This is a genomic window from Collinsella sp. AF18-8LB (assembly GCF_003459795.1).
Lineage (GTDB): Bacteria > Actinomycetota > Coriobacteriia > Coriobacteriales > Coriobacteriaceae > Collinsella.
Window position 1 is genome coordinate 1 of sequence record NZ_QRWU01000012.1, and the last position, 23,954, is coordinate 23,954.

At 60.9% G+C, this 23,954-nt stretch carries 22 protein-coding genes and 1 pseudogene; 6 read left to right on the forward strand and 17 right to left on the reverse strand.

Annotated elements, in window-relative coordinates:
* From DWX25_RS08750 to DWX25_RS08765, 4 genes and pseudogenes are all read left to right on the forward strand, one after another.
* Positions 1-612, forward strand: a pseudogene (locus DWX25_RS08750) (peptidase M16); the annotation flags it as partial.
* 313 nt (positions 613-925) lie between these two features.
* Positions 926-1,189, forward strand: coding sequence for a type II toxin-antitoxin system HicA family toxin (locus DWX25_RS09825; protein ID WP_117799308.1), 264 nt, complete (start codon positions 926-928; stop codon positions 1,187-1,189).
* Positions 1,182-1,511 carry a type II toxin-antitoxin system HicB family antitoxin gene (locus tag DWX25_RS08760; RefSeq protein WP_022094981.1) on the forward strand — a complete coding sequence of 110 codons (330 nt, stop codon included), beginning with the start codon at positions 1,182-1,184 and terminating at the stop codon, positions 1,509-1,511. Before DWX25_RS09825 ends, DWX25_RS08760 begins: the two co-directional genes overlap by 8 nt.
* Before the next feature lie 121 nt (positions 1,512-1,632).
* Complete coding sequence (locus tag DWX25_RS08765) at positions 1,633-2,229, forward strand: 5-formyltetrahydrofolate cyclo-ligase (RefSeq protein ID WP_117799307.1); 597 nt, start codon at positions 1,633-1,635, stop codon at positions 2,227-2,229.
* Positions 2,230-2,271: 42 nt separating this feature from the next.
* On the opposite strand, the gene metA is transcribed toward DWX25_RS08765, so the two are convergent.
* Positions 2,272-3,198 (reverse strand): homoserine O-succinyltransferase, encoded by a 927-nt coding sequence (gene metA / locus DWX25_RS08770; protein ID WP_117583845.1) that lies wholly within the window; start codon positions 3,196-3,198, stop codon positions 2,272-2,274.
* A 211-nt stretch (positions 3,199-3,409) separates the two neighbouring features.
* On the opposite strand from metA, the gene DWX25_RS08775 reads away from it, so the two are divergent.
* A complete protein-coding gene (locus tag DWX25_RS08775; protein ID WP_117735446.1) occupies positions 3,410-4,387 on the forward strand; it encodes an L-lactate dehydrogenase in 978 nt (325 codons plus the stop codon).
* A gap of 133 nt (positions 4,388-4,520) precedes the next feature.
* Here the strand turns inward: DWX25_RS08775 and DWX25_RS08780 are convergent, their stop codons facing one another.
* The 12 genes from DWX25_RS08780 to DWX25_RS08835 all read right to left on the reverse strand — a co-directional run bounded on the left by DWX25_RS08780 (position 4,521) and on the right by DWX25_RS08835 (position 17,954).
* Positions 4,521-5,489 carry an SIS domain-containing protein gene (locus DWX25_RS08780; RefSeq protein WP_117799306.1) on the reverse strand — a complete coding sequence of 323 codons (969 nt, stop codon included), beginning with the start codon at positions 5,487-5,489 and terminating at the stop codon, positions 4,521-4,523.
* Between the two features lie 144 nt (positions 5,490-5,633).
* Positions 5,634-6,389, reverse strand: a complete 756-nt coding sequence (locus DWX25_RS08785; protein ID WP_117799305.1) for a GntR family transcriptional regulator — start codon at positions 6,387-6,389, stop codon at positions 5,634-5,636.
* Between the two features lie 2 nt (positions 6,390-6,391).
* Positions 6,392-8,365 carry an ATP-dependent DNA helicase RecQ gene (locus DWX25_RS08790; RefSeq protein WP_117799304.1) on the reverse strand — a complete coding sequence of 658 codons (1,974 nt, stop codon included), beginning with the start codon at positions 8,363-8,365 and terminating at the stop codon, positions 6,392-6,394.
* A 207-nt stretch (positions 8,366-8,572) separates the two neighbouring features.
* Positions 8,573-9,292, reverse strand: coding sequence for a GntR family transcriptional regulator (locus DWX25_RS08795; protein WP_117799303.1), 720 nt, complete (start codon positions 9,290-9,292; stop codon positions 8,573-8,575).
* A 104-nt stretch (positions 9,293-9,396) separates the two neighbouring features.
* Positions 9,397-10,404, reverse strand: coding sequence for a YitT family protein (locus DWX25_RS08800; RefSeq protein WP_117799302.1), 1,008 nt, complete (start codon positions 10,402-10,404; stop codon positions 9,397-9,399).
* A 353-nt stretch (positions 10,405-10,757) separates the two neighbouring features.
* A complete protein-coding gene (locus tag DWX25_RS08805) occupies positions 10,758-11,387 on the reverse strand; it encodes an HAD family phosphatase (protein WP_158553134.1) in 630 nt (209 codons plus the stop codon).
* A gap of 160 nt (positions 11,388-11,547) precedes the next feature.
* A complete protein-coding gene (locus DWX25_RS08810) occupies positions 11,548-12,531 on the reverse strand; it encodes an SIS domain-containing protein (RefSeq protein ID WP_233502247.1) in 984 nt (327 codons plus the stop codon).
* Between the two features lie 199 nt (positions 12,532-12,730).
* Positions 12,731-13,564 carry a PTS system mannose/fructose/sorbose family transporter subunit IID gene (locus tag DWX25_RS08815; protein WP_117735438.1) on the reverse strand — a complete coding sequence of 278 codons (834 nt, stop codon included), beginning with the start codon at positions 13,562-13,564 and terminating at the stop codon, positions 12,731-12,733.
* Between the two features lie 13 nt (positions 13,565-13,577).
* Positions 13,578-14,372, reverse strand: coding sequence for a PTS sugar transporter subunit IIC (locus DWX25_RS08820; protein WP_022095161.1), 795 nt, complete (start codon positions 14,370-14,372; stop codon positions 13,578-13,580).
* Between the two features lie 36 nt (positions 14,373-14,408).
* Positions 14,409-15,332: a PTS mannose/fructose/sorbose transporter subunit IIAB gene (locus tag DWX25_RS08825; RefSeq protein WP_117743119.1), complete on the reverse strand. Its 924-nt coding sequence runs from the start codon at positions 15,330-15,332 to the stop codon at positions 14,409-14,411.
* Positions 15,333-15,516: 184 nt separating this feature from the next.
* The gene (locus DWX25_RS08830) at positions 15,517-16,599 is read right to left on the reverse strand and encodes a DMT family transporter (protein WP_158557595.1); all 1,083 of its coding nucleotides are present in this window, start codon (positions 16,597-16,599) and stop codon (positions 15,517-15,519) included.
* 362 nt (positions 16,600-16,961) lie between these two features.
* A complete protein-coding gene (locus DWX25_RS08835; RefSeq protein ID WP_117648180.1) occupies positions 16,962-17,954 on the reverse strand; it encodes an SIS domain-containing protein in 993 nt (330 codons plus the stop codon).
* A 205-nt stretch (positions 17,955-18,159) separates the two neighbouring features.
* On the opposite strand from DWX25_RS08835, the gene DWX25_RS08840 reads away from it, so the two are divergent.
* A complete protein-coding gene (locus DWX25_RS08840) occupies positions 18,160-18,882 on the forward strand; it encodes a GntR family transcriptional regulator (RefSeq protein WP_117799300.1) in 723 nt (240 codons plus the stop codon).
* 124 nt (positions 18,883-19,006) lie between these two features.
* Here the strand turns inward: DWX25_RS08840 and DWX25_RS08845 are convergent, their stop codons facing one another.
* The 4 genes from DWX25_RS08845 to mfd all read right to left on the reverse strand — a co-directional run.
* Positions 19,007-19,588, reverse strand: coding sequence for a GNAT family N-acetyltransferase (locus DWX25_RS08845; protein ID WP_117735434.1), 582 nt, complete (start codon positions 19,586-19,588; stop codon positions 19,007-19,009).
* A 78-nt stretch (positions 19,589-19,666) separates the two neighbouring features.
* Positions 19,667-20,692 (reverse strand): low specificity L-threonine aldolase, encoded by a 1,026-nt coding sequence (locus DWX25_RS08850; protein WP_117763537.1) that lies wholly within the window; start codon positions 20,690-20,692, stop codon positions 19,667-19,669.
* A 45-nt stretch (positions 20,693-20,737) separates the two neighbouring features.
* Entirely contained in the window at positions 20,738-21,601 is an 864-nt protein-coding gene (locus tag DWX25_RS08855; protein ID WP_117799299.1) for a phosphatase PAP2 family protein, read from the reverse strand.
* Positions 21,602-21,681: 80 nt separating this feature from the next.
* On the reverse strand, positions 21,682-23,954 hold a 2,273-nt coding region (gene mfd, locus DWX25_RS09720; RefSeq protein ID WP_233514247.1), incomplete at its 5' end, for a transcription-repair coupling factor.

Below are 23,954 nucleotides of genomic sequence, written 5' to 3' on the forward strand. Positions count from 1 at the left end.
GGCCGCGACGCGCTCGTGGTGCCGGTGCCGCGCGACCGCCACGAGGCCTTTGTCATCCCCAGCGACATCTGCTTTGCGGCAAGCGCATGCGACCCGCGCCGTCTGGGCATCGACGTGACGGGCGCCTGGGCGGTTGCCGCCAACGCGCTCTCCTACGATTACCTGTGGAACGAGATCCGCGTAAAGGGCGGCGCGTACGGCTGCGGATTCCGCGCGGCCGGCGAGCGCCAGGCGGCGTTCTACACCTACCGCGACCCGGCAATCGATCCCTCGATTGAGCGCGTGGCGCGCGCGGGCGAATGGCTCGGCAACTTTGAGCCCGACGAGGCCGCCTTCGAGGGCTTTATCGTAAGCTGTGTGAGCGGCATGGACGCGCCCGTGAAGCCGTACGCGCTCACCAAACGCCGCAACACGACTTACCTGGCCGGCCTCGATCCCGACGCGCGCGAGAAGCGCCGCGCCCATATGCTTGCCGCCACGCCCGGTGAACTGCGCTCGCTCGGCGCCGATGTGACGCGCATCGCAGCCGAGTCGCCGACCTGCGTCTTTGGCGGTCGAGACGTCATCGCCAAGAGCAATGCCGGCTTCAACGTAGTCGACCTTCTGGCCTAACCACCAAAGGTAGATTTTTGGGACATGTCTGAAAATCTACCTTTTTTCTGCGGTTTGAGCGGGGCGGCGCAGCCCACCGCGGCGGTTTGTCTCAATCTGTAACATCTAGGTCCAATTTTGCCGAGTTACTGTTACAGATTGAGACAAACCGCCGCAGACGCCCACTCCACAGCACAGACCACCACAAAGGTGCCTGTCTCCTTCCTCAGTTGTGATTCGAACACTTGTTCTATACGCACACATGTTCTATAGTAGAGGTGCTTGCATCAAACTGAAATTGCAACTAGAATATAGTTGCAGAATGTGAGGCGGGATGACTCGATCCGATAAACTCATCGCCCAGCTGCTTAGCTGTCCTTCAACGTATAGATTCGCTGACTTTCTTAAAGTTATAGCTTCATATGGCTTTGAAATGGACAGCAAAGGCAAGACATCCGGATCGCGCGTTCGCTTCTACAGGCCATCAGATGGCAGGATGTTCGTAATGCACACGCCTCATCCATCTGACGAATTGACAGCGGGGACCATTCGAAACATAGTTCGCTTTCTGCAAGATGTCGGAGGTAGTCATGAGTAACGTTTTGGCATACAAGGGTTATTTCGCCCCGGTCGAGTTCGATGCCGAACAGCATGTGCTAACAGGTATGGTCGCCGGCATTAGGGACGCAATCGTATTTGAAGGCTCCACGGCTGAAGAAGTGGAGCAATGCTTCCACGACGCCGTCGACGATTACCTTGAGTTTTGCGCCGAGAAGGGCAAGGAACCCGAGCGGGCTTTTAAGGGCTCGTTCAACGTAAGAACGGGCTCTGAGCTCCACAAGCAAGCAGCGCTGGCGGCGGCAAAGAAGGGTGAGTCACTCAATAAGTTTGTGACTGAAGCGATCGCTGCGGCGCTGTGAAGCCAACGTCGAGTCGAAGCCGCCACAAAGGGCGCCTTTGCGGCGGCTTCGACGTTTGCCCAGATAAAACCTGCCAAAATTAACCTGTCCCTTTTTGGCAGGTTTGGGAGAGGAGGCTGGGATGGATAAGACCGAATTGCGGCGGGCGGTGATTGCCCGGCGCGATGCTCTTGATTTGGATGTGCGTGCGGCAAAGTCCGCCGTTATCTGTACGCAGCTGGTTGAGCTGTTGGATCGCTCGGATGCCGCGGTGCCGCACACCGTTGCCATCTATGCCGCGATGGGTTCCGAGGTCAATCCTGCCGCGTTTGCCGCTGCGGTCGCCGCGCGCGGCTGGCGCGTGGCCTATCCGTGCATGCTCTCGGCAATTGATACCGCAGCTTGTGGCCAGCGCATGTGCATGCGAGCAGTTGCCGCCGACGATGCGTTCGCGGCTCCGTTTACCGCCCACCCCGCGCGGGCCTTCGCGGCCACGGACATCGACAGCGACCGCTTCCCCATCGTGCCTGCCGAAGCACTCGACATGATTGTTGTGCCGCTCGTGGCCTTCGATCAAACCGGCGCGCGTCTGGGCTACGGCGGCGGTTGCTACGACCGCTACCTGCCCATGCTCTCACCCGCATGCCAAATCATCGGCATCGCCTTTGACGAACAACGCATCAACCACGTCCCCACCGATGCCCACGACCTGCCGCTGCCCAACATCATCAGCGCCTAATCGCCGCCACATCAGCCACGGCTACAGCAGTACCATCGCAGTCTAGTGCTCCTCGCCGGCGCGGGCCAGGTCGTAGGGCGTGGTCTGGTAGACGTAGTAGTTGAGCCAGTTGGTGTAAAACAGCTGAGCCTGGCTGCGCCAGACGTTGCGCGGCTCGGCGGTGGGGTCGTCGTTCGGGAAGTAATGCGCCGGCACCTGAGGGTTGAGCCCGCGCTTGACGTCGCGCTCGTACTCCAGACGCAGCGTGTCGGTATCGTACTCGGGATGGCCAAAGACAAAGAAGCGACGGCTGTCGGTCGACTTGACGATGTACAGGCCCACCTCGTCGGACACGGCCACGACCTCAAGCTGCGGCTCGGCCTCCACGTCCTCGCGACGCACATCGGTATTGCGCGAATGCACGGCATAGAAACGGTCGTCAAAGCCGCGAACCAGCGGGCTTTGCGGCTTCACCAGATAATGCTCGAACACGCCGCTCGCCTTTGCCGGCAGGTCGTACTTCTGGATGCCGTAATGATGGTAGAGCCCCGCCTGCGCGCCCCAACAAATGTGCAGCGTAGAGTGCACGTGCGTGGTGGACCAATCCATGATCTGGCAGAGCTCGGGCCAGTAGTCGACCTCCTCGAACGGCATCTGCTCCACCGGCGCGCCCGTGATGATCAGGCCGTCGTAGTGGATGTCGCGGATGTCGTCGAACGTGCGGTAGAAAGTCTCCAGGTGGCCGGCGCTCACGTGCGTGGCCTCGTGCGTCTTGGTGCGCAGCAGATCCACCTCCACCTGCAGCGGCGTGTTGGAGAGCTTGCGCATGATTTGCGTCTCGGTGGCAATCTTGGTGGGCATGAGGTTGAGAATGAGCACGCGCAGCGGACGGATGTCCTGGTGCAACGCGCGGTACTCGGTCATGACAAAGATGTTCTCGCTCTCGAGCTGCGCGGCGGCAGGGAGGGCGTCGGGGATGCGAATGGGCATGGATGCTCCTTACGAGTCAGTTGCAGCTATGGTACAACGAGCGGCCCCATCCGCGCGAGCACATCGCCCAGCGATGCCGTCAGCGGCCCAAATCACTCCAAAAGTAGAGATTAAGGCATGTCCTAAAAATCTACGGCGCTTTAGTCTAGCAAAGTGGCAGCTGGACGCTACAATGGTTCGACGCGAAAAACTCGGCCGAAAGGATACATATATGTACCAGACACGTAAGATCGGTGTGGTCGGCCAGGGCCACGTAGGAGCACATGTCGCCAACAGCCTGCTTATGCAGGGCATTGCCGACGAGCTGTACCTGTGCGATATCAACGAGGCCAAGGTGACGTCCGAGGTCCAGGACCTGCGCGACTCCCTTTCGTTTGTCCCGTATAACACCAAGATCGTCAACTGCTACGACCACTACGAGGAGCTGGCCTGCTGCGACGTCATCGTCAATGCCGCCGGCAAGGTCGCGCTGGCCGCTGGCAGCCGCGACGGCGAGCTGTTCTTTACCACCGACGCCGCGCGCACCTTTGCCAAGCGCATCGTCGACGCCGGCTTTGACGGCATCTTCGTGAGCATCTCCAACCCCTGCGACGTCGTGTGCACCGAGCTGTGGCACCTGACCGGCTACGATCCCAAGAAGATCATCGGCTCGGGCTGCGGTCTGGACTCCGCCCGCCTGCGCACCGAGATCTCCAAGAAGATCGGCGTGAGCCCCAAGTCCATCGACGCCTACATGATCGGCGAGCACGGCTTTAGCCAGCTTGCCGCCTTTAAAGCCGCGACCATCGCCGGCAAGAGCCTCAACGAGCTTCAGGCCGAGAACCCCGACAAGTACGCCTTCGACCACATGGAGGTCGAGGAGCTCGCGCGCAAGGGCGGCTATGTGACCTACGCCGGCAAGCAGTGCACCGAGTACGCCGTCGCCAACTCCGCCGCGCGCGTCTGCGCCGCCGTTCTGCACAACGAGCACGCCGTGCTTTCGGCCTCTACGCTTATGACCGGCCAGTATGGCGAGGAAGGCATCTTTACCTCCCTGCCGTGCGTGATCGGTGCCGAGGGCGTCGAGGAGGTCTACACGCTCGACCTTTCCGAGCACGAGCTCGAAGGCTTCCACAAGAGCTGCCAGCACATCCGTGACAACATTGCCCAGCTCGACTGGTGGGATGCCGAGGCCTACGACGCCAAGTAGGTCGTCGGTTGACGCGATACCCCCCACGCATGGACGCAATGCAGAGCGGGCCGCGCCGGAAACCCACCGACGCGGCCCGCTTTTTACGCACGCTGTTCGCTTGCGAATCGAAGGTGAATACTTTTCCCGGCACCTAGTACTGCTCGACACCCATATAGCGACGAACCTCGGGGCTGTGGTCGAACACCTTGCCGCGGGCGGCGCGCAGCTCGCAGCTCATCGCGTAGAAGAAGATCGGCTCCAGGAACGAACGCACGCTGGCCGGCACCTCGTCCACGCCGTACTCGAGCGCATCGAGCACTATGACCGTATCGGTATGCGTGTTGAGGAATGCGAGCGCGCGCTCCTCCATGGGACGGCACTCGCCCGATCCGAGCTGCACAAAGTAGAACACGCCGGGCTCGGTGGCCTCGAAGGGGCCGTGGAAGTACTCGCCGGAGTGGATGTAGCAGCAGTGCTGCCACTGCATCTCCATGAGCGAGCAGATGGCCATAGCGTAGGTCTGGCTAAAGTTGGGGCCGGAGCCCAGGATGTAGAAGAACTTGTGCTGCTGGCAGAGCTCGGCAAAGCGGTCGCCCAGCTCCGCGTTGACCTTCTCGCGGGCGGCGGGCAGCAGCGCGTCCATCTGCTTAAGGCCGGCATACATGTCGGCGAGCGCCTCGTAGCCTTCCTGCTGATCGAGCAGCTCGGCAGCCATCAGAACGCCGATGCCCTGCGGGACCTCGGCCTGCGACTCGCCCTTGCCCCACGGATAGACCCAGGTGGTCCACTTGCCGTTGTCGATCTTGGAACCAGCATAGTCGGTCATAGCCACGACCTCGGCACCGGCAGCCAGCGCCATCTCGCAACCGTCGACGACCTCCTGCGTGTTGCCGCTGTGGCTGCAGGCGACGACGAGCGACTTCGGCCCCAGGCTCTTGGGGGCCATCAGGCAAAACTCGCGCGCGGTGTAGACCGTCGAGGCAAACGTGGTGGCCTCGCGCTTGAGCAGCTCGTTGGCCGGCATCAGGTCGATCATCGAACCGCCACAGGCGATCCAAAAGACGTTCTCGATCTTACCTTTGCGCTCGATAATTTCCTGAATCAGATCGTGTGCGTTCACCGTGACGCTCCTCCTTGTGTGGCGGCTTTGAACGACGACAGCTCGTACCTGCGATCGTTCTATGTTGTCCTATTTATAGCATGCGAGCTGTCACAGGTGAAGTCGTTTCAGCAAATTTGTTCTATGTTGTTCTGTCTATGGGCGTTAGATGTCAAACAAGTAGCGCGAGCCCACGATCTTTTGACGCCCGAGCAGCAGGGGCAGCCCGTCCGCATCGGTAAAGTAAGCCTCCATATAGAAGAGCGGCTCGCCGACCGGCACCTCCAGCAGCGGGGCCGCCTGAGCATCGGCAAGCGCAATCTCCACGGTGCAGGGGTCGGACTTGAGCGGTGCGCGGCCCGAATGCTCGGCAACGAACGCAAAGATCGAGTTATCGGCAAGGCCCTCGTCGGCAAGCGTCTGCAGGTAGGGATGATCGGCCAGCACAAAGGCGTTGTTCTCGAGCATGACGGGCACGCCATCTGCCGTGCGCACGCGCTCGACCACGATAAGCTCGCAGCCGGGCTCCACGCCAAAAAAAGCCGCGTCCTCGCGCGTCGCCGCGACCACCGTGCGCGACACCAAGCGTGCTCCGGCCACCATGTCGTTGGCGGCGCAGCCCTCGGTAAAGCTCTGGACATCGCCTTTCTGGCGAATCTTGCGTTTGAGCTTGGGGGCGCACACAAAGGTGCCCCTCCCCTGTTGGCGGTTGAGATACCCCGCACGCGACAGCTCCTCGATGGCGCGGCGCACGGTAATGCGCCCCACGCCGTAGGACTTCGCAAGCTCCATCTCGGAAGGAATGCGCGAGCCGGGCGCGTACACGCCGCGCGCGATCTCGCCCTTTAGGTCGTCCATGACCTGCTGGTACAGCGGCACGGCGGACACGTCGGCACGCTCGGTTTTATCGTCAGTTGCCATCGTTACGCTCCATCTCGCGCATGCTCGGACTCAAACTCTTCAATCGCCGCCATAAACTGCTCGCCAAAGGCGTCTGCCTTTTTCTCGCCGATGCCGTTGACCTGGATAAGCTCGTCGCGCGTCTGCGGACGCAGGCGACACAGACCGCGCAGGGCCTTGTCGGAAAAGACCATGTACGGCGCCATCTCCAGCTCGGTCGAGATTTCCTTGCGCAGGGCACGCAGGCGCTCGAATAGCTCGGCATCGTCGCCCACGCGCGGGCGCTGATCCAGCTCGGCCTCCTCGCGCAGCAGATCCACCGCACGGCGAGCGCGGGCCGAGGCCTTGCGCTTGGACGCACGGCGCTTAACGGTAAAGGCAAACGCCTCCTCTTCGACCTCGCCGGCACGCGGACCCAGCCCCACAACCGGGTACTGCCCCTGCGAGGCGGCCAAATAACCGCGGCCGCACAACTGGCCGATGATGTCCTTGATGCGCCCGACCGATTCGCTCGACAGCTCGCCATAACCGCGATCCTCGTCCAGATGCATCTGGCGCACGCGCTCGGTGTTGCCGCCGTGAAGCACATCGGCGATGAGCGACTTGCCAAAGCGCATGGGCCGCGTGGCCACATAGCGCACGGTGGCGCGGGCCATATCGGTGACGTCCTCGACCTCGAACTGCGTAAGGCAGTTGCTGCAGTTGCCGCAGCCCTCGGCGTCATCCGAGGCGGTGCCGCCTACGGCCGCATGCTCGGCCGCGGCCTCGTCGCCAAAGTAACGCAGCATGTATTCGCGCAGGCAGCCGGTGGTATTGCAGTAGCCTTCTATCTGACTGAGCAGGCGATATCGATTCTGGAGCGCCCACGCGCGCTGCTCATCGTCGAGCGCCTCGTCGGCCGCATCGCCGCGGTCGATCAAAAAGCGGCGCATGCGAAAATCGTTGCCATTCCACAGCAGGTGACAGCTGGCAGGATCGCCATCGCGGCCGGCGCGACCCGCCTCCTGATAGTAGGCCTCGATGCTCTCGGGCACGTTGTTATGGATGACGTAGCGCACGTTGGGCTTGTCGATGCCCATGCCAAAGGCGTTGGTGGCAACCATCACCTGAATGTCGTCGTCGATAAAAGCGCGCTGGCTTTGGCGACGGGCGTCGTTGCCCATGCCGGCATGGTATCGGCCCACGCGAATGCCGCTGGGGCCCAGCGCCTCGACAAGCTCGCCGGCGAGCGCATCGACGGTCTTGCGGGTCGAGCAATACACGATACCGCTCTCGCTCGAATGCGCGATCACATAGTCGCGCACCCAGGCGGCCTTAGCCTTGTCGCCCATCTCCTCGCAGCCAAAGTAGAGGTTCTTGCGGTCGAAGCCCGTCACGACCGTGGCCGGGTCGCGCAGGCCGAGCATCTGCTGAATGTCCGCGCGCACGCGCTCGGTCGCCGTAGCGGTAAAGGCCGCCACGATGGGGCGCTGCGGCAGGGAATCGATGAACTCGCGAATCTGCAGGTAGGCGGGGCGGAAATCCTGGCCCCATTGGCTTACGCAGTGGGCCTCGTCAATGGCCACGAGCGGCACGCCGATGCCGCCGTCCGCCGCGGCCTCCTGCGCAAAGGCTAAAAAGCGCGGCTCGAGCAGGCGCTCGGGCGCCACGTACATAAGCTGGTAGCGACCCTCGCGCGCCCGCTTGAGCACGGTGTTTTGCTGGGCCGGAGTAAGGCTGGAGTTGAGATAGCTGGGGCGCGCACCCGCCGCGAGCAGCGCGCGGGTCTGGTCCTCCATAAGCGATAGCAGCGGGCTCACCACAAAGGTGATGCCAGGCAGCATGAGCGCGGGCACCTGGTAGCAAATGGACTTGCCGGCGCCCGTGGGCATAACGCCCAGCGCATCGCGACCGGCAAGGATCGCATCGACCATGCGGTCCTGCCCCGGGCGAAACGAGGTGTAGCCAAAATAGGCGCCGAGCGTGTCGAGCGCCATCTGCTGCATGCTATCGGTCATGGTTTCCTAACGTCAGAATCCTCTGCCGCCGATTATACGCCGCCACGCGAACCAGCGCCGAGCTGCCGCTAGCCACGAGCAACGCGTTCCGAAAGGAACGAGAGTGGATTTTTGGACACCCGACGAACGAGAGTGGATAATCTCCCACTTTAAGGCCGCCACCGGACCTAAAACGGGAGATTATCCACTCTCGTTTTCTATCCCGAACTACATCACCATAACGTAGCGCGATCCCACGTAGTACTGCTTACCCATCAGGACCGGCTCGCCGTTGGGACCGGTAAAGCCGGCACGCAGGTTGAGCAGCGGATCGTGCGGAGCAATGCCCAGCTCGGCCGCCTGCTCGACGTTAGCTCGAACGGCCTCGACCGTACGGTAGCCAACCGAGACAATCGGCGTTCCACCAACACGCTCGACCTCGGCAAAAATCGACTTGTCCTCAAGATCGGCCGTCAACAGCTCACGGTAGGCGTCAAACGGCACAAAGATGTTCTCCTCAAATATGGGCTCGCCATCGGCCGTACGCACGCGCTTGATATGCAGCAGCAGCGCGTCCTTCTGCAGGCCAAAGAACTCCATCTCGTTTTGACGCGCCGGCACAATCTGGCGATCAACCACGTGCGCGCCGGCCTTCATGCCGTTGTCGACACATAGCGCGGAAAACGTCTGCAGCGTCGAGGCATGGAACTGGCGGTTGATGTGCGGCGTGGAAACAAAGGTGCCGCGACCCTGTTGCTTAACCAGGTAGCCATCGGAGCACAGCTCCTCGACGGCGCGGCGCACCGTAATGCGGCTCACCTCGTACTGCTCGGCAAGCTCAAGCTCGGACGGGATGCGCTCCTTAGGTGCATAAACGCCTTTCTCGATCGCTTCCTTGATCTCGTCGTAAATCTGCTGGTAAAGCGGTGCATTTTTGGGCGCTGGCATATCTGATCACTCTTATCAAAATATCGAAATAACTAATACGTATATAACGTCTTTTTATATGTTACCTCAGCTTGATAAAACGATACACCGCATACAGCAAATCTTTACTTGCCGTCGTCCTGCTGCAAGCTTTCCTGATCGTGCAGACGGGCCTGCCTGCTGGCCATGCGCGCGGGCTTGTCGGGATCGGGCACGGCCGTAGGCATGGGCTCGTCGACATGACCGCCCCACCAGCCGCCCACAAAGTTAAGCGTGTGGAACACATTAATCACGGCGCCGGGGTCGATGTCGCACACCAGCTTGACGATATCCTGGCTCTCGTAGGTCGAGACAACGGTGTGCAGCAGGTACATCTTTTCGCGGCTGTATCCGCCAATGACCTCGGCGCAGCTAATGCCGTGCTGAAAGTGATTGACATAGGCGGTCATGACCTCATCTGCCTCGCGCGTCGTGATCTGCAGCGTCACGCGGTCGTAGCGGCGATAGAAGCTGTCGATGGTCTTGGTCGAAATAAATTGAAACACAATGGAGTACGCCGCGTTGTCCCAGCCAAACATAAAGCCAAAGATCGCCAGGATAAAGCAGTTAAAACCAAAGATGACGCCCCAGATGGTCTTGCCCGTGTGGTTGGAGACCCACAGAGCGATAAAGTCGGTACCGCCGGTGGATGCGCCGGACTTAAGCGCGATGGCAGCGCCCAGGCCCGAGACCACGCCGCCAAAAATGATGAGCATGATCTTGTCGCCCAAAAACGGGGCGAAGTGAAAGATATTGAGGAACAACGACGAGAGCACGACCTGCATCATCGAGAAGATGACGAAGCGCTTGCTAATGCCGCTCCAGCACAGAAGCGCCACGGGGATGTTGAGCGCGAGCATGCCGAGCGAGATATCGATATGAACGCCGCCGAGCGAGGTGACGCGATCGAGTAAGACGGCGACGCCGGTGAGACCGCTCGGTAGCAGGTCGGCGGGCTGAATGAACGCCTGGATCAGAAATGTCTGAAGAATGGCGGAAATCGTGACCGCCACGGCAGTAATGGCGCGGCGGACGATGGTGAGGCGGCCGAGCACGAGCACGCGGTCCGTGAGCTGATCGATGGCGTTCGCCACGTAGGCTCCTTTCGAAGGCAGATGTAATTGTGGGGCATGCCGGCGATTGTAGCATGGAGCGCGAGTGGGCGCTTCAATTAACCCTCTCTCGACAACCAAAACGAGCCAGCAGCTCCCCAACCAAAGAGCCAAATTCTAAGTGAGTAGACTTTTTACGATCTGCCGAGCACACCAAAAACTGCCACCTCTGTGACCTGCGGTTTTACTAAAGCAGATACGCTTTGTGCTCGGCATGTGCCAAAAAGTCTACTCACTTAGTCTGAGTCGAAGTCAAACGAATCAAAATCCAAGCCAAATTAAGCCAATCCGCCGCAAAAGACGTGCGAATCTGTACTACTCGTGGTGGATCGACGCTACAAAGCGGCCAAAATGTCGGCCAGGTTGTCGATGATGGTGTCGGCGGCGGACTGGTCCAGGTTGACGCCCTCGTGCGGACGCAGCGCCAGGACGCGGGCGCCGGAGCGCTTGCCGGCCTCAATGCCCATAGGCGAGTCCTCGATAACCAGGCACTCGGCCGGCTCAACACCCAACGCCTCCATGGCGCGCAAATAGATCTCGGGGTCGGGCTTAAACGCACTGCACTCATGGCCGCTGATGGTGTAGTCCAGCACGTCGGCGATACCGGCAATCTCCACCAGCTCGTCGATGAGCTCACGGTAGGACGAGCTCGCGATGGCACACTTCACGCCGCGCTCGTGCAGCTCACGCATCACCGGCTCCGTCTGCTCGTTGAGCAGCTCGGCATACGGAACGGGATGGACCGGGCTGTAGACCTGCTTGTACTCCACGCGCAGGCGCTCGCGCAGCTCAACATCGTCGGGCACCAGCGACTTCCAAATGGCGGGCTCGTTAGACCCCGAAAGATCGGGGATCTCGTCAAAGTGGAACCCCTTCTCTTCCATAAACGCCACGCGGCGACGGTTGTAGAACCACTCGGTATCGACCAGCACGCCGTCCATATCAAACAGCACTGCCTTGATCATACGCATCTCCTCCCACTTGCCAAAAAGGGACAGGTTTATTTTGGTAGGTTTTATCTGGGGTTTTGCGGCGCGTGCGCACACGCCCTCCCCAGAGCAAAAAAGGGGACGGGGCAAAACCCCATCCCCTCTCAATCAACCCGTAAGGTTAACTTACTTGTGATTAGTAGGAAAGCTTCCACATGTAGCGACGCATGGTCAGCGGGTGCTGACGGGCCTCGGCGATCTGGTTGCCGTACTCGCGCATAACGGCGAGGTGCAGCAGCGGGTTGAAGTAGGTGACGACGCTTGCCGGCACGGCGTCGGCCAGGCCGTAGTCCTTGGAGTCGATCAGAGCGACCTTGGCGCCCATGCGCTGCAGGAAGGTGAGGGCGCGAGCGTCCATCGGACGGGTGGCACCGTCGGACATGAAGAAGACGTAGGGCTTACCCTCGGTGGAAACCTCGAACGGGCCGTGGAAGTACTCGCCGGTGTTGTAGGCGGCGGCGTCAATCCACTGCATCTCGGTGAACAGGAAGGCGGCGTGAGAATAAGCCATCTTCTCGGAGGCACCGGAGGCCATGAAGTAGATCATCTCGTCGTCCTTGAAGTCCTGGGCGAACTGCTTGGCGAGGCCCTTGGCGGACTGAGCGGCGTTCTCGCAGAGCTCGAAGACGTTGGTGAGGCCGGTGATCATGTCCTCGTAGTGGTCATAGCCCTCGGTCTGCTGAAGGATCTCGAGAGCAAGGGCGATGGCATAGCCGGGCTTCTCGCACTTGGCAGCGTAGTTGGCGTGGAAGCCGTGGACGATGACGTGGTCGGCGTCGACGGTCAGAGCGGAGCCAGCCTTGTTGGTGAGGGAGACGACCGGGCAGTTGTGCTTCTTGGCGGTCTTGTTGGCCTCGACGGTCTCGGGCGTGGAGCCACCGAGGGAGCAGGTGATCACGAAGGTGTGCTCGTTGACCCAAGAAGGCGTGTCGTAGTTGAACTCGTTAGCGGTGAAGATCTGAACGTTCAGCTTGTCCGTGTTGTTGGCCAGGAAGTACTTGGCGGGGTAAAGATCGGACATAGAAGCACCGCAGCCGACGAAGGCGACGCTGTGAATCTCGTGGTTGGACAGGACGTCAGCGACGATCTGCTTAGGGAGGTTAAGGTCGATCTCGTACATCTGACACATTCCTTTCGAATTTTTGCGGCGTCACATTGCCGGACGCTCGCAGGGTTACCGTGGTTAGGACCGAGTCGCCGGCCCGTTGAGGATGCGACAAAGGGACTGTCCCTTTGACACATTTAGGGATGGAAGCCTGCCTGGGGTATGGGATGCCAGGCAGGCCCCCGGGGGAAAGCGGTTAGACGCTGGGTCGCGACTAGGCCAGGATGCCGGCCGCGGAGAGGGCGATGCCGCCCACGATGGCGATCACGAGAAGCCAACCGGTGTTGACGTTCTTCTTGATGAGCCAGTACATAAGGCCGGTGAGGCCAAGGGAGATCATCTGGGGCATCATGCCGTCCAGGATGTCCTGGATAACGACGGTACCCTCAGCAAACTGCAGCGGGGTGGTGGCGCCGATCAGCGTAGCGATCATGCCGCCCACGGACATAAGACCCACGATGCCGCAGACATACATGAGCTTCTCCATGAGGTCGCCGCCCTGGAGCTTGCTCAGGTACTCATGGCCGCCCTGGTAGCCGATCTTGGCAGCGAACCACGTGATCAGCACGGAGGGCACGATGGAGATGAGCATGGCCAGGATCGGGCCCATGATGGAGCCCTGCTGAGCCAGCTGAACGCCCAGGCCAAAGGCGATAACGCGGATGGTGCCCTGGAAGAAGGAGTCACCGATGCCGGAAAGCGGGCCCATGAGGGAGGTCTTGACCGCGTTAATCGAATCGGGGTCGAAGTTCTCGGGATCCTTGGCGTACTCCTCCTCCATGGAGGCGGCGAGGCCCAGGACGAAAGCGCTCGTCTGCGGGGTGCAGTTGTAGAACGCCATGTGACGATGGTAGGCCTCTTTCTTAGCAGCGAGCTGCTTGGGGTCAGACTCGTCGGGGTAGAGGCGATCGAGCGTGGGAACCATGCCGTAGAGGAAGCCCATGTTCATCTGACGCTCGTAGTTCCAAGAGGCCTGGATGGCCCAGGAGCGCCAGAAGAACTGGCTGACCTTCTTGTTCAGGGACACGTCCTTGGTTGTGGTTGCCATAGTGTGTTCCTCCTTAGTCTTCGTCGTCTTCGAGCGGATCGTAGTCGGAATCGACACCGGCGGCTGCATGGGAACCGTTGAACTTGAAGCCCATGAAGACGACAGCCAGGCACACACCGATCAGAGCGACCGCGATGACGGACAGGTTGAGGTAAGCGGCGAGCAGGAAACCGATGAACAGGAACGGGGTCATACCCTTCTTGATCATCATGGTGAGCAGCAGGGCCAGACCGTAGGCGGTCATGATCTTGGTCGAGACGTTCAGACCAGTGGACAGCCACTCGGGAACCATGTTGACGATGGCCTGGACCAGGTCGGTACCGACAAAGACGGCCAGGAAGATCGGCAGGAAGTACATGATGGCGTACAGACCGGAGCCGGCGCAGATGTGCATGCGGTAGGCGGTCTTGAACTTGCCGTTATCGATCGCGCTATCGGCCACATGGGTGAGGGCGGCGATGATGGAACGGAACACGATGCCGAGGAGCTGACCCAGGACGGCGACCGGGATGGCGATCGTCATGGCGGTCTCGGCGGAAGCATCGGTCAGGCACGCGAAGGCAGCTGCCACGATGCCGCCCAGGACCATATCGGGCGGAACGGCGGCGCCGACCTGCACCAGGCCCATGGACACGAGCTCGACGGCGGCACCGACGGCAAGGCCGGTGGGCACATCGCCCAGCAGCAGACCGACGAGCGTGGCGCCAACGAGGGGCTGCTCGAAGTTAAGACGACCGAGCAGGCGGGAGTCCCACATGCAGAACACGCCGACGAGGCCGACGAGCACCGCACTGATGAACGTATTCATACCCTTCTCCTTTCAGTCAGGCAAAAGCCTGGTTGATTACAGCTTGGCGTCGATGTCGACGCTCTGATACGTGGGGGTCTGCTGGACGTAGAGCTTGATGCCCATGTCGAGCAGCTGGTTGACGTCGGCCTTCTGGGTGGCGTCGAAGAAGACGGAGCTGTCCTTGCCGCCGACCTGATCGGCACCGTCGTGGTTGGCGGTGGCGCCCAGGTTGATGGCGTCGAGTTTGTAACCCTGGCAGAACTGCAGCATCTCGGCCGTGTTGCCAAAGACGAACATGACGCGCTCGCCGAGGGTGTTGAGCTTGTCCATCTTGGCGAGGGCACGCTCGACGGTGAAGACGTTCAGGCGCACGCCCTGGGGCTTGGCCAACTTTAGAGCACCCTTCTTGATGTCATCGTTGGCGGCAGCGTTGTCGACGACGATGATGCGCTCGGCCTGAACCTTGGTGGTCCAGGTAAAGACGACCTGGCCGTGCAGCAGACGGTAGTCAAGACGTGCGAGGACGATCTTGGCGGGACCGGAGCCGTGACGGGGCGCCTTGGCCTTCTTAGTGGGGGCCACGGCAGCCTCGATCGGCGCGTTGGGGTTGGTCAGACCGGTGCGGGCCTCGTTGATGAGGGCCGCGAGCTCGGCGCCCGTGACGGGGACGGGGCTCATAGCGAGCGTCAGTGCCAGCGGAATGTTGAAACCGCTGATCACCGTGAATGCTGCACCGTTGCGGGAAAGCTCGACCATGCTGTTGTTGACCGAGCTGCCGAGCATATCGGTCAGCACATAGACGGTGTCGTCCGCGTTGAACGTGGCGATCAGAGCGTCCACCTTATTGGTGATGGGCTCCTTGTCGTCACGAGCAAGCGACACGACGTGGACGTTCGACACGTCGCCGAGAACCATCTCGAGCGTGTCTTTGGCGCCTGCGGCCAGGCCGCCATGAGATGCGAGAATGATCTGATTCATCTTGCCTCCTCCTTTTCGTTATGGTCATTATAACGTCTTATACGTTGCGAATATTGATAATTATTATAAGAACCACTCACGGCCAAATATCGACCGTTCGCGGGTTTAACTGACTGGAAACGAAAGCGCCGTGGCTCGTTGGACAGTCCCGCTCAGTTACGTTCCCCAAGGGCTTACACTGCCTCTATCGCACGAAATACCAGGGGCTTTCCTGCACGGTGGGTTCCAGCGCGATGCCCGTGCGCTCCTTGAAGAGATCCATGTCCTGCGATTTCTCCGTCCACCACGCGTTGGGCTTAAAGGTCATGCTCTCAATAACATGGCCGACAAAGGTACTGTTGCGCAGCATGGTAAAATCCGTATTCATGATCACGATGGACACGAGCACCAAGACAATGCCCAATACTTTGATCGTGCCGGCGGGCTCCGCGTAGATACCAATGCCCAGCAGTACGGTGACGACTGTCTCGAATGACATTACGACGGGAACTTTCGACGTCTCGAGCCCCATGGATAGACCCTGCATATATAAGATGTAAGCCACGGCTGTGGGGATGAGTCCAAAGCCAAGGAACAGCAGCAGCAGCTGTGGCGACATTGCCACGGCGACATCCGGCCACGGAGCCGCGATAGCTGCCATAACCGCACCGCCAAAAACAAAGCCCCAAAACGTGACGGCCAGTGGGTGGACCGTCTTGGTTGCTATTCGGCTAAACACCGCGAGCGACGCACCACAAAGGCCCGCAATCACGCCCGACGTGACGCCCCAAACCGAAAAATGGAAACCGGAAAGGTCGCCATTGGTCACTGCAAGTACGCAGCCAACGATGTTAAAGACAATGGCAACGAGCTTGTTGGGGGTCACGTCCTCACGATAAAGCACGCGGCCGAGCACGACGCCAAACACCGGCGAGGTGTAGAGCAGCACCGAGGCCGTGGACATGCCCACCTCGCCCATGCACTCGTAATAGCAGGTGTTGGCGGCGGCCAAACCGACGATACCGACAAGCGCGCAGGGAACAAGCTCTTTAGGGCTTGCCTTGAACAGGGCCAGCGGACCCTGAGCCACGGTAGACCCCTCGCCCGGACGGCAGCCCATAAACATCAGGACCGGCGCCAAGATAAGCGCTCCGACCAACAAGCGAAAGGCAGCCATGCTCTGGGACGAAACGCCCATGGCCGAGATGCCGTTTACAAAGATTCCGATGCTGCCCCACATAAGCGCGGCGATCAGCACCAGCACATAGCCCAGATTGCTTCTCTTCAACGTAGCCTCCTTGGCTTTGTTTCCAGTATGTTTCATGCTACGTTATAGTCGTTATATACATTTATCAAGACACAAATCGGCAAACGGGAAATCTCTAGACAAAAGGAGTGTAGTCATTGGGGACGTTCTTAAACAACTAGTCAAACAAAAACGTCCCCGATGACTAGTCACCCAACTGCCGCAAAATGACGAGAGTGAATAATCTCCCACTTTGAGCCCCCAAACAGGCCAAAAACGGGAGCTTATCCACTCTCACCTTGGGGCAGTCGTTTAAGTACGTCCCCAATGAGTGACCCGCCGCAGGTAGAGGACGGACAGCGCAGCGTCGAGCCGTTACGCGGTTTGGTAAAACCGCGTAACTCCTAGTAGTCCAGCTTCCACATGTAGCGGCGCGTCATGTAGTCCTTGTGGGTAACGGCAGAGAGTGCACGCATGTACACGTTGTTGAGGATCGGCGCAAAGATCAGGTGGTTGAAGTACTCGCTCACGCTGTCCTTGATGTCGTTGAGGCCGAGCTCCTTGGCATCGAGCTGATAGACGCGCTCGCCACCGTACTGGTTGACAAAGCGGATGCCGCGCTCGTCGTTGCAGCGGCTGCGGCCGACGCTGATGAGCTGGAACAGCGAGGTGCGCTTGTCCAGGATCTCGAAGGGGCCGTGGAAGAAGTCGCAGGTGTTGATGGTGCAGGAGTCGATCTGCAGCATCTCCTGCACGTTGCAGATGCTAAAGACATAGGCGGCACCAAAGAGCGGACCCTGAGCCATGACGTTGATGCAGGGCTTGTCAGCGTTCTGCTCGGCCCACTTGGCAGCGAGCGGACGGGTGTACTCAACGGCCTTGCGATAGATAGGATCGACCAGGTCGAAGGCTGCCATAGCGGTCTCGTACTCGGCATAGCCCTCGGTCTGCTGCGTAAGCTCCATAGCGATCATGGTCACAACGGCGGAGTTGGTGCGGCCCATGCAGGACTCGTCGACGGCCAGGCTGTCGTACTGGATCTTGTAGTCACAGACCTCGGTGAGGGCGGACTCGTCAACATAGATGGCGATGGTGCTGGCGCCGTGGTCCTTAGCGACCTGAGCGGCGACAATGGTCTCCTTGGTGCCGCGCATGGAAACGACGACGGCCAGGGTGTTCTCGTTGACGTAGGCCGGGGTGGCGTGCACGAACTCGTTGCTGGTGTAGCTGGAGCTCACGACCTGCGTAGCCTCGTGCTCCATAAAGTACTGGGCAGGATAGTTGCCGCCGTTGGATCCGCCGGCGCCAATCCACACAACGCGCTTGATGCCGCCCTTGTCTGCCTTGTCAGCCAAAACCTGGGAGACGACATCCTTAACCTGTTCCTGAGTAGTCATCGTGCATCAGCCTTTCTTCTCATTTGATGCTCTTGATGGCATACAAGTTACATACATGTTTTAGCGATGTCGACTAGTTGTATGCTATATTTGTCTTAGATATTTTGCTGATACGGTATATAAATACTCGTTACCAGCGGTTTTATTGTTGAATTGGATACATGCTTGATTAGGCAAGCATACAGGTTAGATACAGGTTAATCACATGAGCGCTTCATCTAAAAAGAAACTGGCCCAATACGAGCGCTTGGCGGGCATGCTGCGCGACCGCATCGCCGCCGGCATCTACGCCTGCGGAGACAAGCTGCCGTCCGAGATGGAGCTCATGGACGAATCGGGGCTGTCGCGCAGCACCGTGCGCCATGCCCTTAAGGTGCTCGTCGACGAGGGCCTGGTTCGCACCGAGCGCGGGCGCGGCGCCTTTGTGGCTGACACGCCGGCGCTCCACGAGAACAACCTGGTGTTTTCGAGCTACACGGCGCAGATCCAGGGCCAGGGCATGAAGCCCACCACGCGCACCGTGGACTCGGGCTTTGCCAAGGCCGCAGGCAATGTGGCCAAGTTCTTCGATGCCGCCGTGGGCAGCAAGCTCGTCAAGCTCGTCCGTCTGCGCTATCTAGACGATGCGCCGCTGTGCCTGGAGACCACCTATCTGCCGCCAAGTTTTGAGGCGCTCATCGATCGCGATATCAACGGATCGCTCTACACCGCGCTGCGCCAGGAGTTCCATCGCGCGCCGGCGCAGGGGCACAAGACCTTTGAGGTGTGTTACGCCTCGCAAAACGAGGCGTTTTTGCTCAATGTGGAGCGCGGGCAGGCGCTGATTCTGATCACCGACTACGTCTACGACACCGACGGCCGCCCGCTGCACATCTCCAAGCGTATCCAGCGCACCGACCGCGCCAAATACACCGAGCCCATCGGCTAACCACCACCAAAACCACCACAATGGGGACAGGCACCTTTGTGGTGGTTTTTAAGGTTAACGCGCCAAAAACGGCCGATTTTCGAGAGAAACCACCACAAAGGTGCCTGTCCCCATTGTGGTGGTTTTAGGCGAGGAGGTCGGGGAACCAGGTTGGTTTGGGTTGGTTGGGGACGCGCTCGGCTAGGACCAGCTCCATCCAGCACATGTCGTACCAGCGGCCGAACTTTTGGGCGCAACGGTCGAAGGCGCCCACCAGGCGATACCCCATATGGGCATGGAAGTCCTGGCTGTTGTGCGTCAGATACTCGTCGTCTTTGTCGTGCGGTACGGCGATGAGCGCGCACATGTTGGTGATGCCCATCGCGACCAGGCATTGCTTGAGCGCATCGTGCAGCTTGCGACCCAGCCCACCATGGCGCACATCGCGCGCCAGGTAGATTGACGTCTCGACCGACCAGTCGTATGCCTCGCGGCTGTTGAGCGGGCTCACGTAGGCATAACCCACCGGACGCCCGTCCAGCTCCATCACCAGATACGGATAGCGCTTGAGTGTACGCTCGATGCGCCCGGCGAACTCCTCAACGCTCGGCACCTCGTATTCGCAGGTAATCGCCGTCTGGCGCACATACGGCTCATAGATGGCAAGCAACGCCGGCGCGTCTTCGGGCGTCGCCAGGCGAATCGTCGGCTCGGACATCTCGGCCATACAACCCTTCCCTCTCAAAAGCAAAGGCCGCCCCGCGCCAAACCCAGGCGCAAGGCGGCCCCTCGTCATTACATCAACCTACAGGACAGCCGCCAGCGCGTCGATGTCCTCCTGCGTCGTGGCCCAGCTGGTGCAAAAACGTACCACGGTGTGGGCCTCGTCGTACTTTTCCCAGTACTCGATCGAGGCATGTTCGCGAATGCGGGCCATGTCCTCGTTGGGCAGAATCACGAACTGCTGGTTGGTCGGCGTCTCCAAGAAGAACTGGTAGCCGCGCTCGTGCAGCACGCGACGAAGCGCCTGCGCGGCCTCGATTGCCTGGCGACCAACCTCAAAATACAGGCCATCGGTAAAGAGTGCCTCAAACTGCACGCCCGTCAGGCGGCCCTTGGCAAGCAGCGCTCCGTGCTGCTTAATGCGCGGAATGGGATGTGCCGGAGCGTGCATGCCGCAAAACACCACGGCTTCGCCGCAAAGCGCGCCGCACTTGGTGCCGCCAATGTAGAACACGTCGCACAGCTGTGCCAGCTCGGGCAGGGTAATGTCGCACTCATCGGCTGCCAGCGCATAGGCCAGGCGGGCGCCATCCACAAACAGCGGAATCTGGCGCTTCTGGCACACCGCATGAATCGCCGCGAGCTCGGCCTTGGAGTACAGCGTGCCGTACTCGGTCGACAGGCTCACATACACGGCGCCCGGGAATACCGTGTGCTCGTAGCTCTCGTTTTCGTAGAACACCTGGATATAGTTTTCGAGATCCTCGGCATGCATCTTGCCCTCGTAGCCGGGGATGGTGAGTACCTTGTGGCCGCCAAACTCGATGGCGCCCGCCTCGTGGCAGGCGACGTGGCCAGTCTCGGCAGCGACGACGCCCTCGTACGGCGCGAGCAGCATATCGATCACCGTCGCGTTGGCCTGCGTGCCGCCTACCAGGAAAAATACGTCGGCATCGGGTGCCTGGCAGGCCTTGCGGATAAGCTGCTTGGCACGCTCGGTGTGTGCATCGGTACCGTAGCCGGGTTGCGGCTCCATATTGGTGTCGACGAGCGCCTGCAGCACCGCCGGATGTGCGCCGTGGGAATAGTCGTTGTTGAACGCGAGCATGATAATCCTCTCTAGCCGGGCACGAGCCCGATGATTCAGATGGGGCTATTGTACGCCGCCCGGATAAGCAATGCGCGCAGCAAGGCACTCGAGCGCCAGCACCAGGGCAAAGCCGCAGCTCACGTCACTCAAAAAGTGCGCGCCAATCACGATGCGACCAAAGGCGACGAGCTCCGCAACCACAGCGGCGACCCAAAAGACCACGCGGCGGCGCGACGGCTTTTCCTTAAAGGCCGCCGCGGGAAGCCCGGCGAGCATAAGACCGATCGCCGCGTGCGCCGTGTGCCCACTCGCAAACGACTTAAAGCCGTCCTTGATTACACCGGTGGCGATATAAGTCCACTTGTCGGGGTTGCCGATCACCCACCACGGCTGAAACTCGAGACCCTGCGTCACCTCGATCACGCGCATGCGAGGGCGCGACCACAGCGGTTTGACAATCACGTTGAGGATAATGGCCTGAGCGACCCACACGGCAAGCACCATCAACGCCCAGCGCGTGAGCTCGTCGGGCTCGGTCGTGCGCGTGAGGCGATAGACGATAAGGTTGGCGGCGATGACCAGCACAAATGTCAGCCCCAGCTGAACGGCAATGAGTTTACCGCCAACCTTCAGGGACGAGACGATCTCGTAGCCGGCCAGGCCAACGTTGACGAGGATGCCGAGCACGGCGAGCCATTTGCTCCCCCTGGAGTCGGGACGCACCGCGCGTACGAGCATAACGCCCGCGACGCTCGCCGTCAGCTCGAACGGCAGCTCGCCGGCGGCCTCGATAAAGCGACCGTACATGCTGCCGATATTGAACAGCGCGCTCGAGATCTGATAATCGAAGAAACTGCCCACGCCCAGACAAAGGCACAGGACAACCGCGATAATGGCGACATCTTTCTTATAGATGTATCCGAACATGCTTTCCTTTCGATGGGGCTGGAATCAACCTGCAACGTGGCGGGACAAAGACAGCTTCATCCCGCCACGCCCCCTACTTGTTAGTCGTCGTCGCTCGCACCCAGCTGCTGCAGCAGCATGAGTGCGGCCGCCACGGGGCCGATGCCGTCGTTGGCGTCGAGACCGCGGCCCAGGCCGCTGCCTGCGCCGGCGCCCGCCTTGTAGGGCACCGATAGCTTGCGGCTCTTGGGGAAGTTCACCGCGCCATAGCGAGTCTTGAACTCAAAGGCCACCTTCTTGGGCACGTCGACGCCCAGGAAGGTAATGCGCCCGCCGCTGAGCGTGACACTCTCGAGCCCCAGGCGCTCGCCGCGAATACGAATGCGCGCGCGGTTGAACAGGTTGAGTCCCGCCAACGGCAGCTCGCCATGCGCGGCCTCAGTCTCTTCCTGCACCTCGTCGATGCTCTCCAGGTCCTCGGCCGCCGCGAGCTTACGGTACACGAGCACGCGCTGATCCACCGCCGGCAGGTACTCCTCGGACAAGAAGTAGTCGGCCGGCAGGTTAATGCCCACGTTCGCCGCCTCCACGCCGGCATCGTCGTCGCCGCGCGCCTCGGCCACGGCCTGGCCCAGCATCTGCGTAAACAGGTCAAAGCCCACGCTCGACAGGTTGCCGTGCTGCTCGGCGCCCATAAGCGAGCCGGCGCCACGAATCTCCAGGTCGCGCATGGCGATGCGCATGCCGCTGCCCAGGTCCTGGAACTCGGACAGTGCGGTCAGGCGCGCCGTTGCCTCCTCGGTAAGCGGCAGCTCGCCCGGGAACATAAAGTATGCGTAGGCCTGCGTAGCCGAGCGGCCCACACGGCCCTTGAGCTGGTAGAGCTGTGCCAGGCCCAGGCGCTGCGAATCCTCGATGATAAGCGTGTTGGCGCACGCGTTGTCGATACCGCTCTCCACGATGGTCGTGGCGATGAGCACGTCAATCTTTTTGGTCGCGAACTCGATCATCACGTCCTCGACCTCGCGCGGGCTCATCTTGCCGTGCGCCACGCCCACGCGCGCCTCGGGCGCGGCCTCGTGCACGCGCGCCACGGCGTCGTCAATGGTCTTGACGCGATTGGACACGTAGTACACCTGTCCGCCGCGACTCACCTCCAGGCGAATCGCCGCACTCACCACGTCGGGGTCGTACTCCCCCACGTGCACGATCACGGGACGACGCCCAGTCGGCGGTGTCGTGATCAGGCTCATGTCGCGCACGCCGCTCGTGGCCATCTGCATGGTTCGCGGAATAGGCGTTGCCGAAAGCGTGAGCACGTCAATCTGCTCGCGCAGGTTCTTGAGCTGCTCCTTGTGCTGCACGCCAAAGCGCTGTTCCTCGTCGATGATAACCAGGCCCAGGTTCTTGGGGTTCACATCGGCCGAAAGCAAGCGGTGCGTGCCGATGAGCACGTCGATCGTGCCCTCGGCAAACGCCTTGAGCGCGCGCTTTTGCTGCGCCGGCGTGCGGAAGCGGCTGAGCACCTCGACCTCAAGGCCAAACGGGGCAAAGCGCTCAAAGAAGGTCTCGTAGTGCTGCTGGGCCAGAATGGTCGTGGGGCAGAGCACCATGACCTGACGGCCGGAGTCCACACACTTAAACGCCGCGCGCAGGGCGACCTCGGTCTTGCCAAAGCCCACGTCGCCGCACAGCAGGCGGTCCATGGGCTTGGGCGCCTCCATGTCGGCCTTAATGTCGGCGATAGCCTCCAGCTGGTCGCGCGTCTCGTCGTAGGGGAAGCTCTCCTCCATCTCGATCTGCTCGGGCGTATCGGGCGGACAGGCGATACCGGTAATCGACGAGCGGCGCGTATACAGGTCGACCAGATCAAACGCCAGCTTTTTGGCGTTCTTGCGCGCCTTGTTGGTGGCACGCGTCCAGTCGGCGGTATTGAGCCTAGTCAGGCGCGGCTTGTCGCCGTCGGGGCCAACATAGCGCGTGATGCGGTCGACCTGCTCGAGCGGCACGTAGAGCTTGTCGCCATCGGCATATTCCAGCAAAAAGTAGTCGCGCTCCTTGCCGCCCACTTCCTGGCGCGCAATCTCGCTAAAGAGCGCGATGCCATGCGTTGCGTGCACCACGTAGTCGCCCGGCTTAAAGGGGAAGGTGATCTGCGTAATGTCGACCTTGCGGCGGCTGCGGGCACGGTTGGCATCCATGCGGGCGTTGAGGTCGGCGATCGAGAACACGGCTAGATTGGCATCGGGCACCACCACGCCCTGCGGCAGAGCGGCATCCACAAAGGTCACGCGCCCGCGCGAGATGGTGGGCACAGCGGCACCGGCGGCAGCCTGGGCCGCGCCCCCCCCCCGCGGGCGGGGGGTGGGCGGGG

Coding starts and splice junctions, on each gene's coding strand:
- DWX25_RS08790 (WP_117799304.1), bottom strand. CDS start 8,365: ATGACCGATAGCATGCAGCAGATGGCGCTCGACACGCTCGGCGCCTAT.
- DWX25_RS08855 (WP_117799299.1), bottom strand. CDS start 21,601: ATGTTCGGATACATCTATAAGAAAGATGTCGCCATTATCGCGGTTGTC.
- DWX25_RS08825 (WP_117743119.1), bottom strand. CDS start 15,332: ATGAATCAGATCATTCTCGCATCTCATGGCGGCCTGGCCGCAGGCGCC.
- DWX25_RS08805 (WP_158553134.1), bottom strand. CDS start 11,387: ATGATCAAGGCAGTGCTGTTTGATATGGACGGCGTGCTGGTCGATACC.
- DWX25_RS08815 (WP_117735438.1), bottom strand. CDS start 13,564: ATGGCAACCACAACCAAGGACGTGTCCCTGAACAAGAAGGTCAGCCAG.
- DWX25_RS08820 (WP_022095161.1), bottom strand. CDS start 14,372: ATGAATACGTTCATCAGTGCGGTGCTCGTCGGCCTCGTCGGCGTGTTC.
- DWX25_RS08795 (WP_117799303.1), bottom strand. CDS start 9,292: ATGCCAGCGCCCAAAAATGCACCGCTTTACCAGCAGATTTACGACGAG.
- DWX25_RS09825 (WP_117799308.1), top strand. CDS start 926: ATGACTCGATCCGATAAACTCATCGCCCAGCTGCTTAGCTGTCCTTCA.
- DWX25_RS08850 (WP_117763537.1), bottom strand. CDS start 20,692: ATGCTCGCGTTCAACAACGACTATTCCCACGGCGCACATCCGGCGGTG.
- DWX25_RS08840 (WP_117799300.1), top strand. CDS start 18,160: ATGAGCGCTTCATCTAAAAAGAAACTGGCCCAATACGAGCGCTTGGCG.
- DWX25_RS08765 (WP_117799307.1), top strand. CDS start 1,633: ATGGATAAGACCGAATTGCGGCGGGCGGTGATTGCCCGGCGCGATGCT.
- DWX25_RS08845 (WP_117735434.1), bottom strand. CDS start 19,588: ATGGCCGAGATGTCCGAGCCGACGATTCGCCTGGCGACGCCCGAAGAC.
- metA (WP_117583845.1), bottom strand. CDS start 3,198: ATGCCCATTCGCATCCCCGACGCCCTCCCTGCCGCCGCGCAGCTCGAG.
- DWX25_RS08810 (WP_233502247.1), bottom strand. CDS start 12,531: ATGTACGAGATCGACCTTAACCTCCCTAAGCAGATCGTCGCTGACGTC.
- DWX25_RS08785 (WP_117799305.1), bottom strand. CDS start 6,389: ATGGCAACTGACGATAAAACCGAGCGTGCCGACGTGTCCGCCGTGCCG.
- DWX25_RS08760 (WP_022094981.1), top strand. CDS start 1,182: ATGAGTAACGTTTTGGCATACAAGGGTTATTTCGCCCCGGTCGAGTTC.
- DWX25_RS08835 (WP_117648180.1), bottom strand. CDS start 17,954: ATGACTACTCAGGAACAGGTTAAGGATGTCGTCTCCCAGGTTTTGGCT.
- DWX25_RS08775 (WP_117735446.1), top strand. CDS start 3,410: ATGTACCAGACACGTAAGATCGGTGTGGTCGGCCAGGGCCACGTAGGA.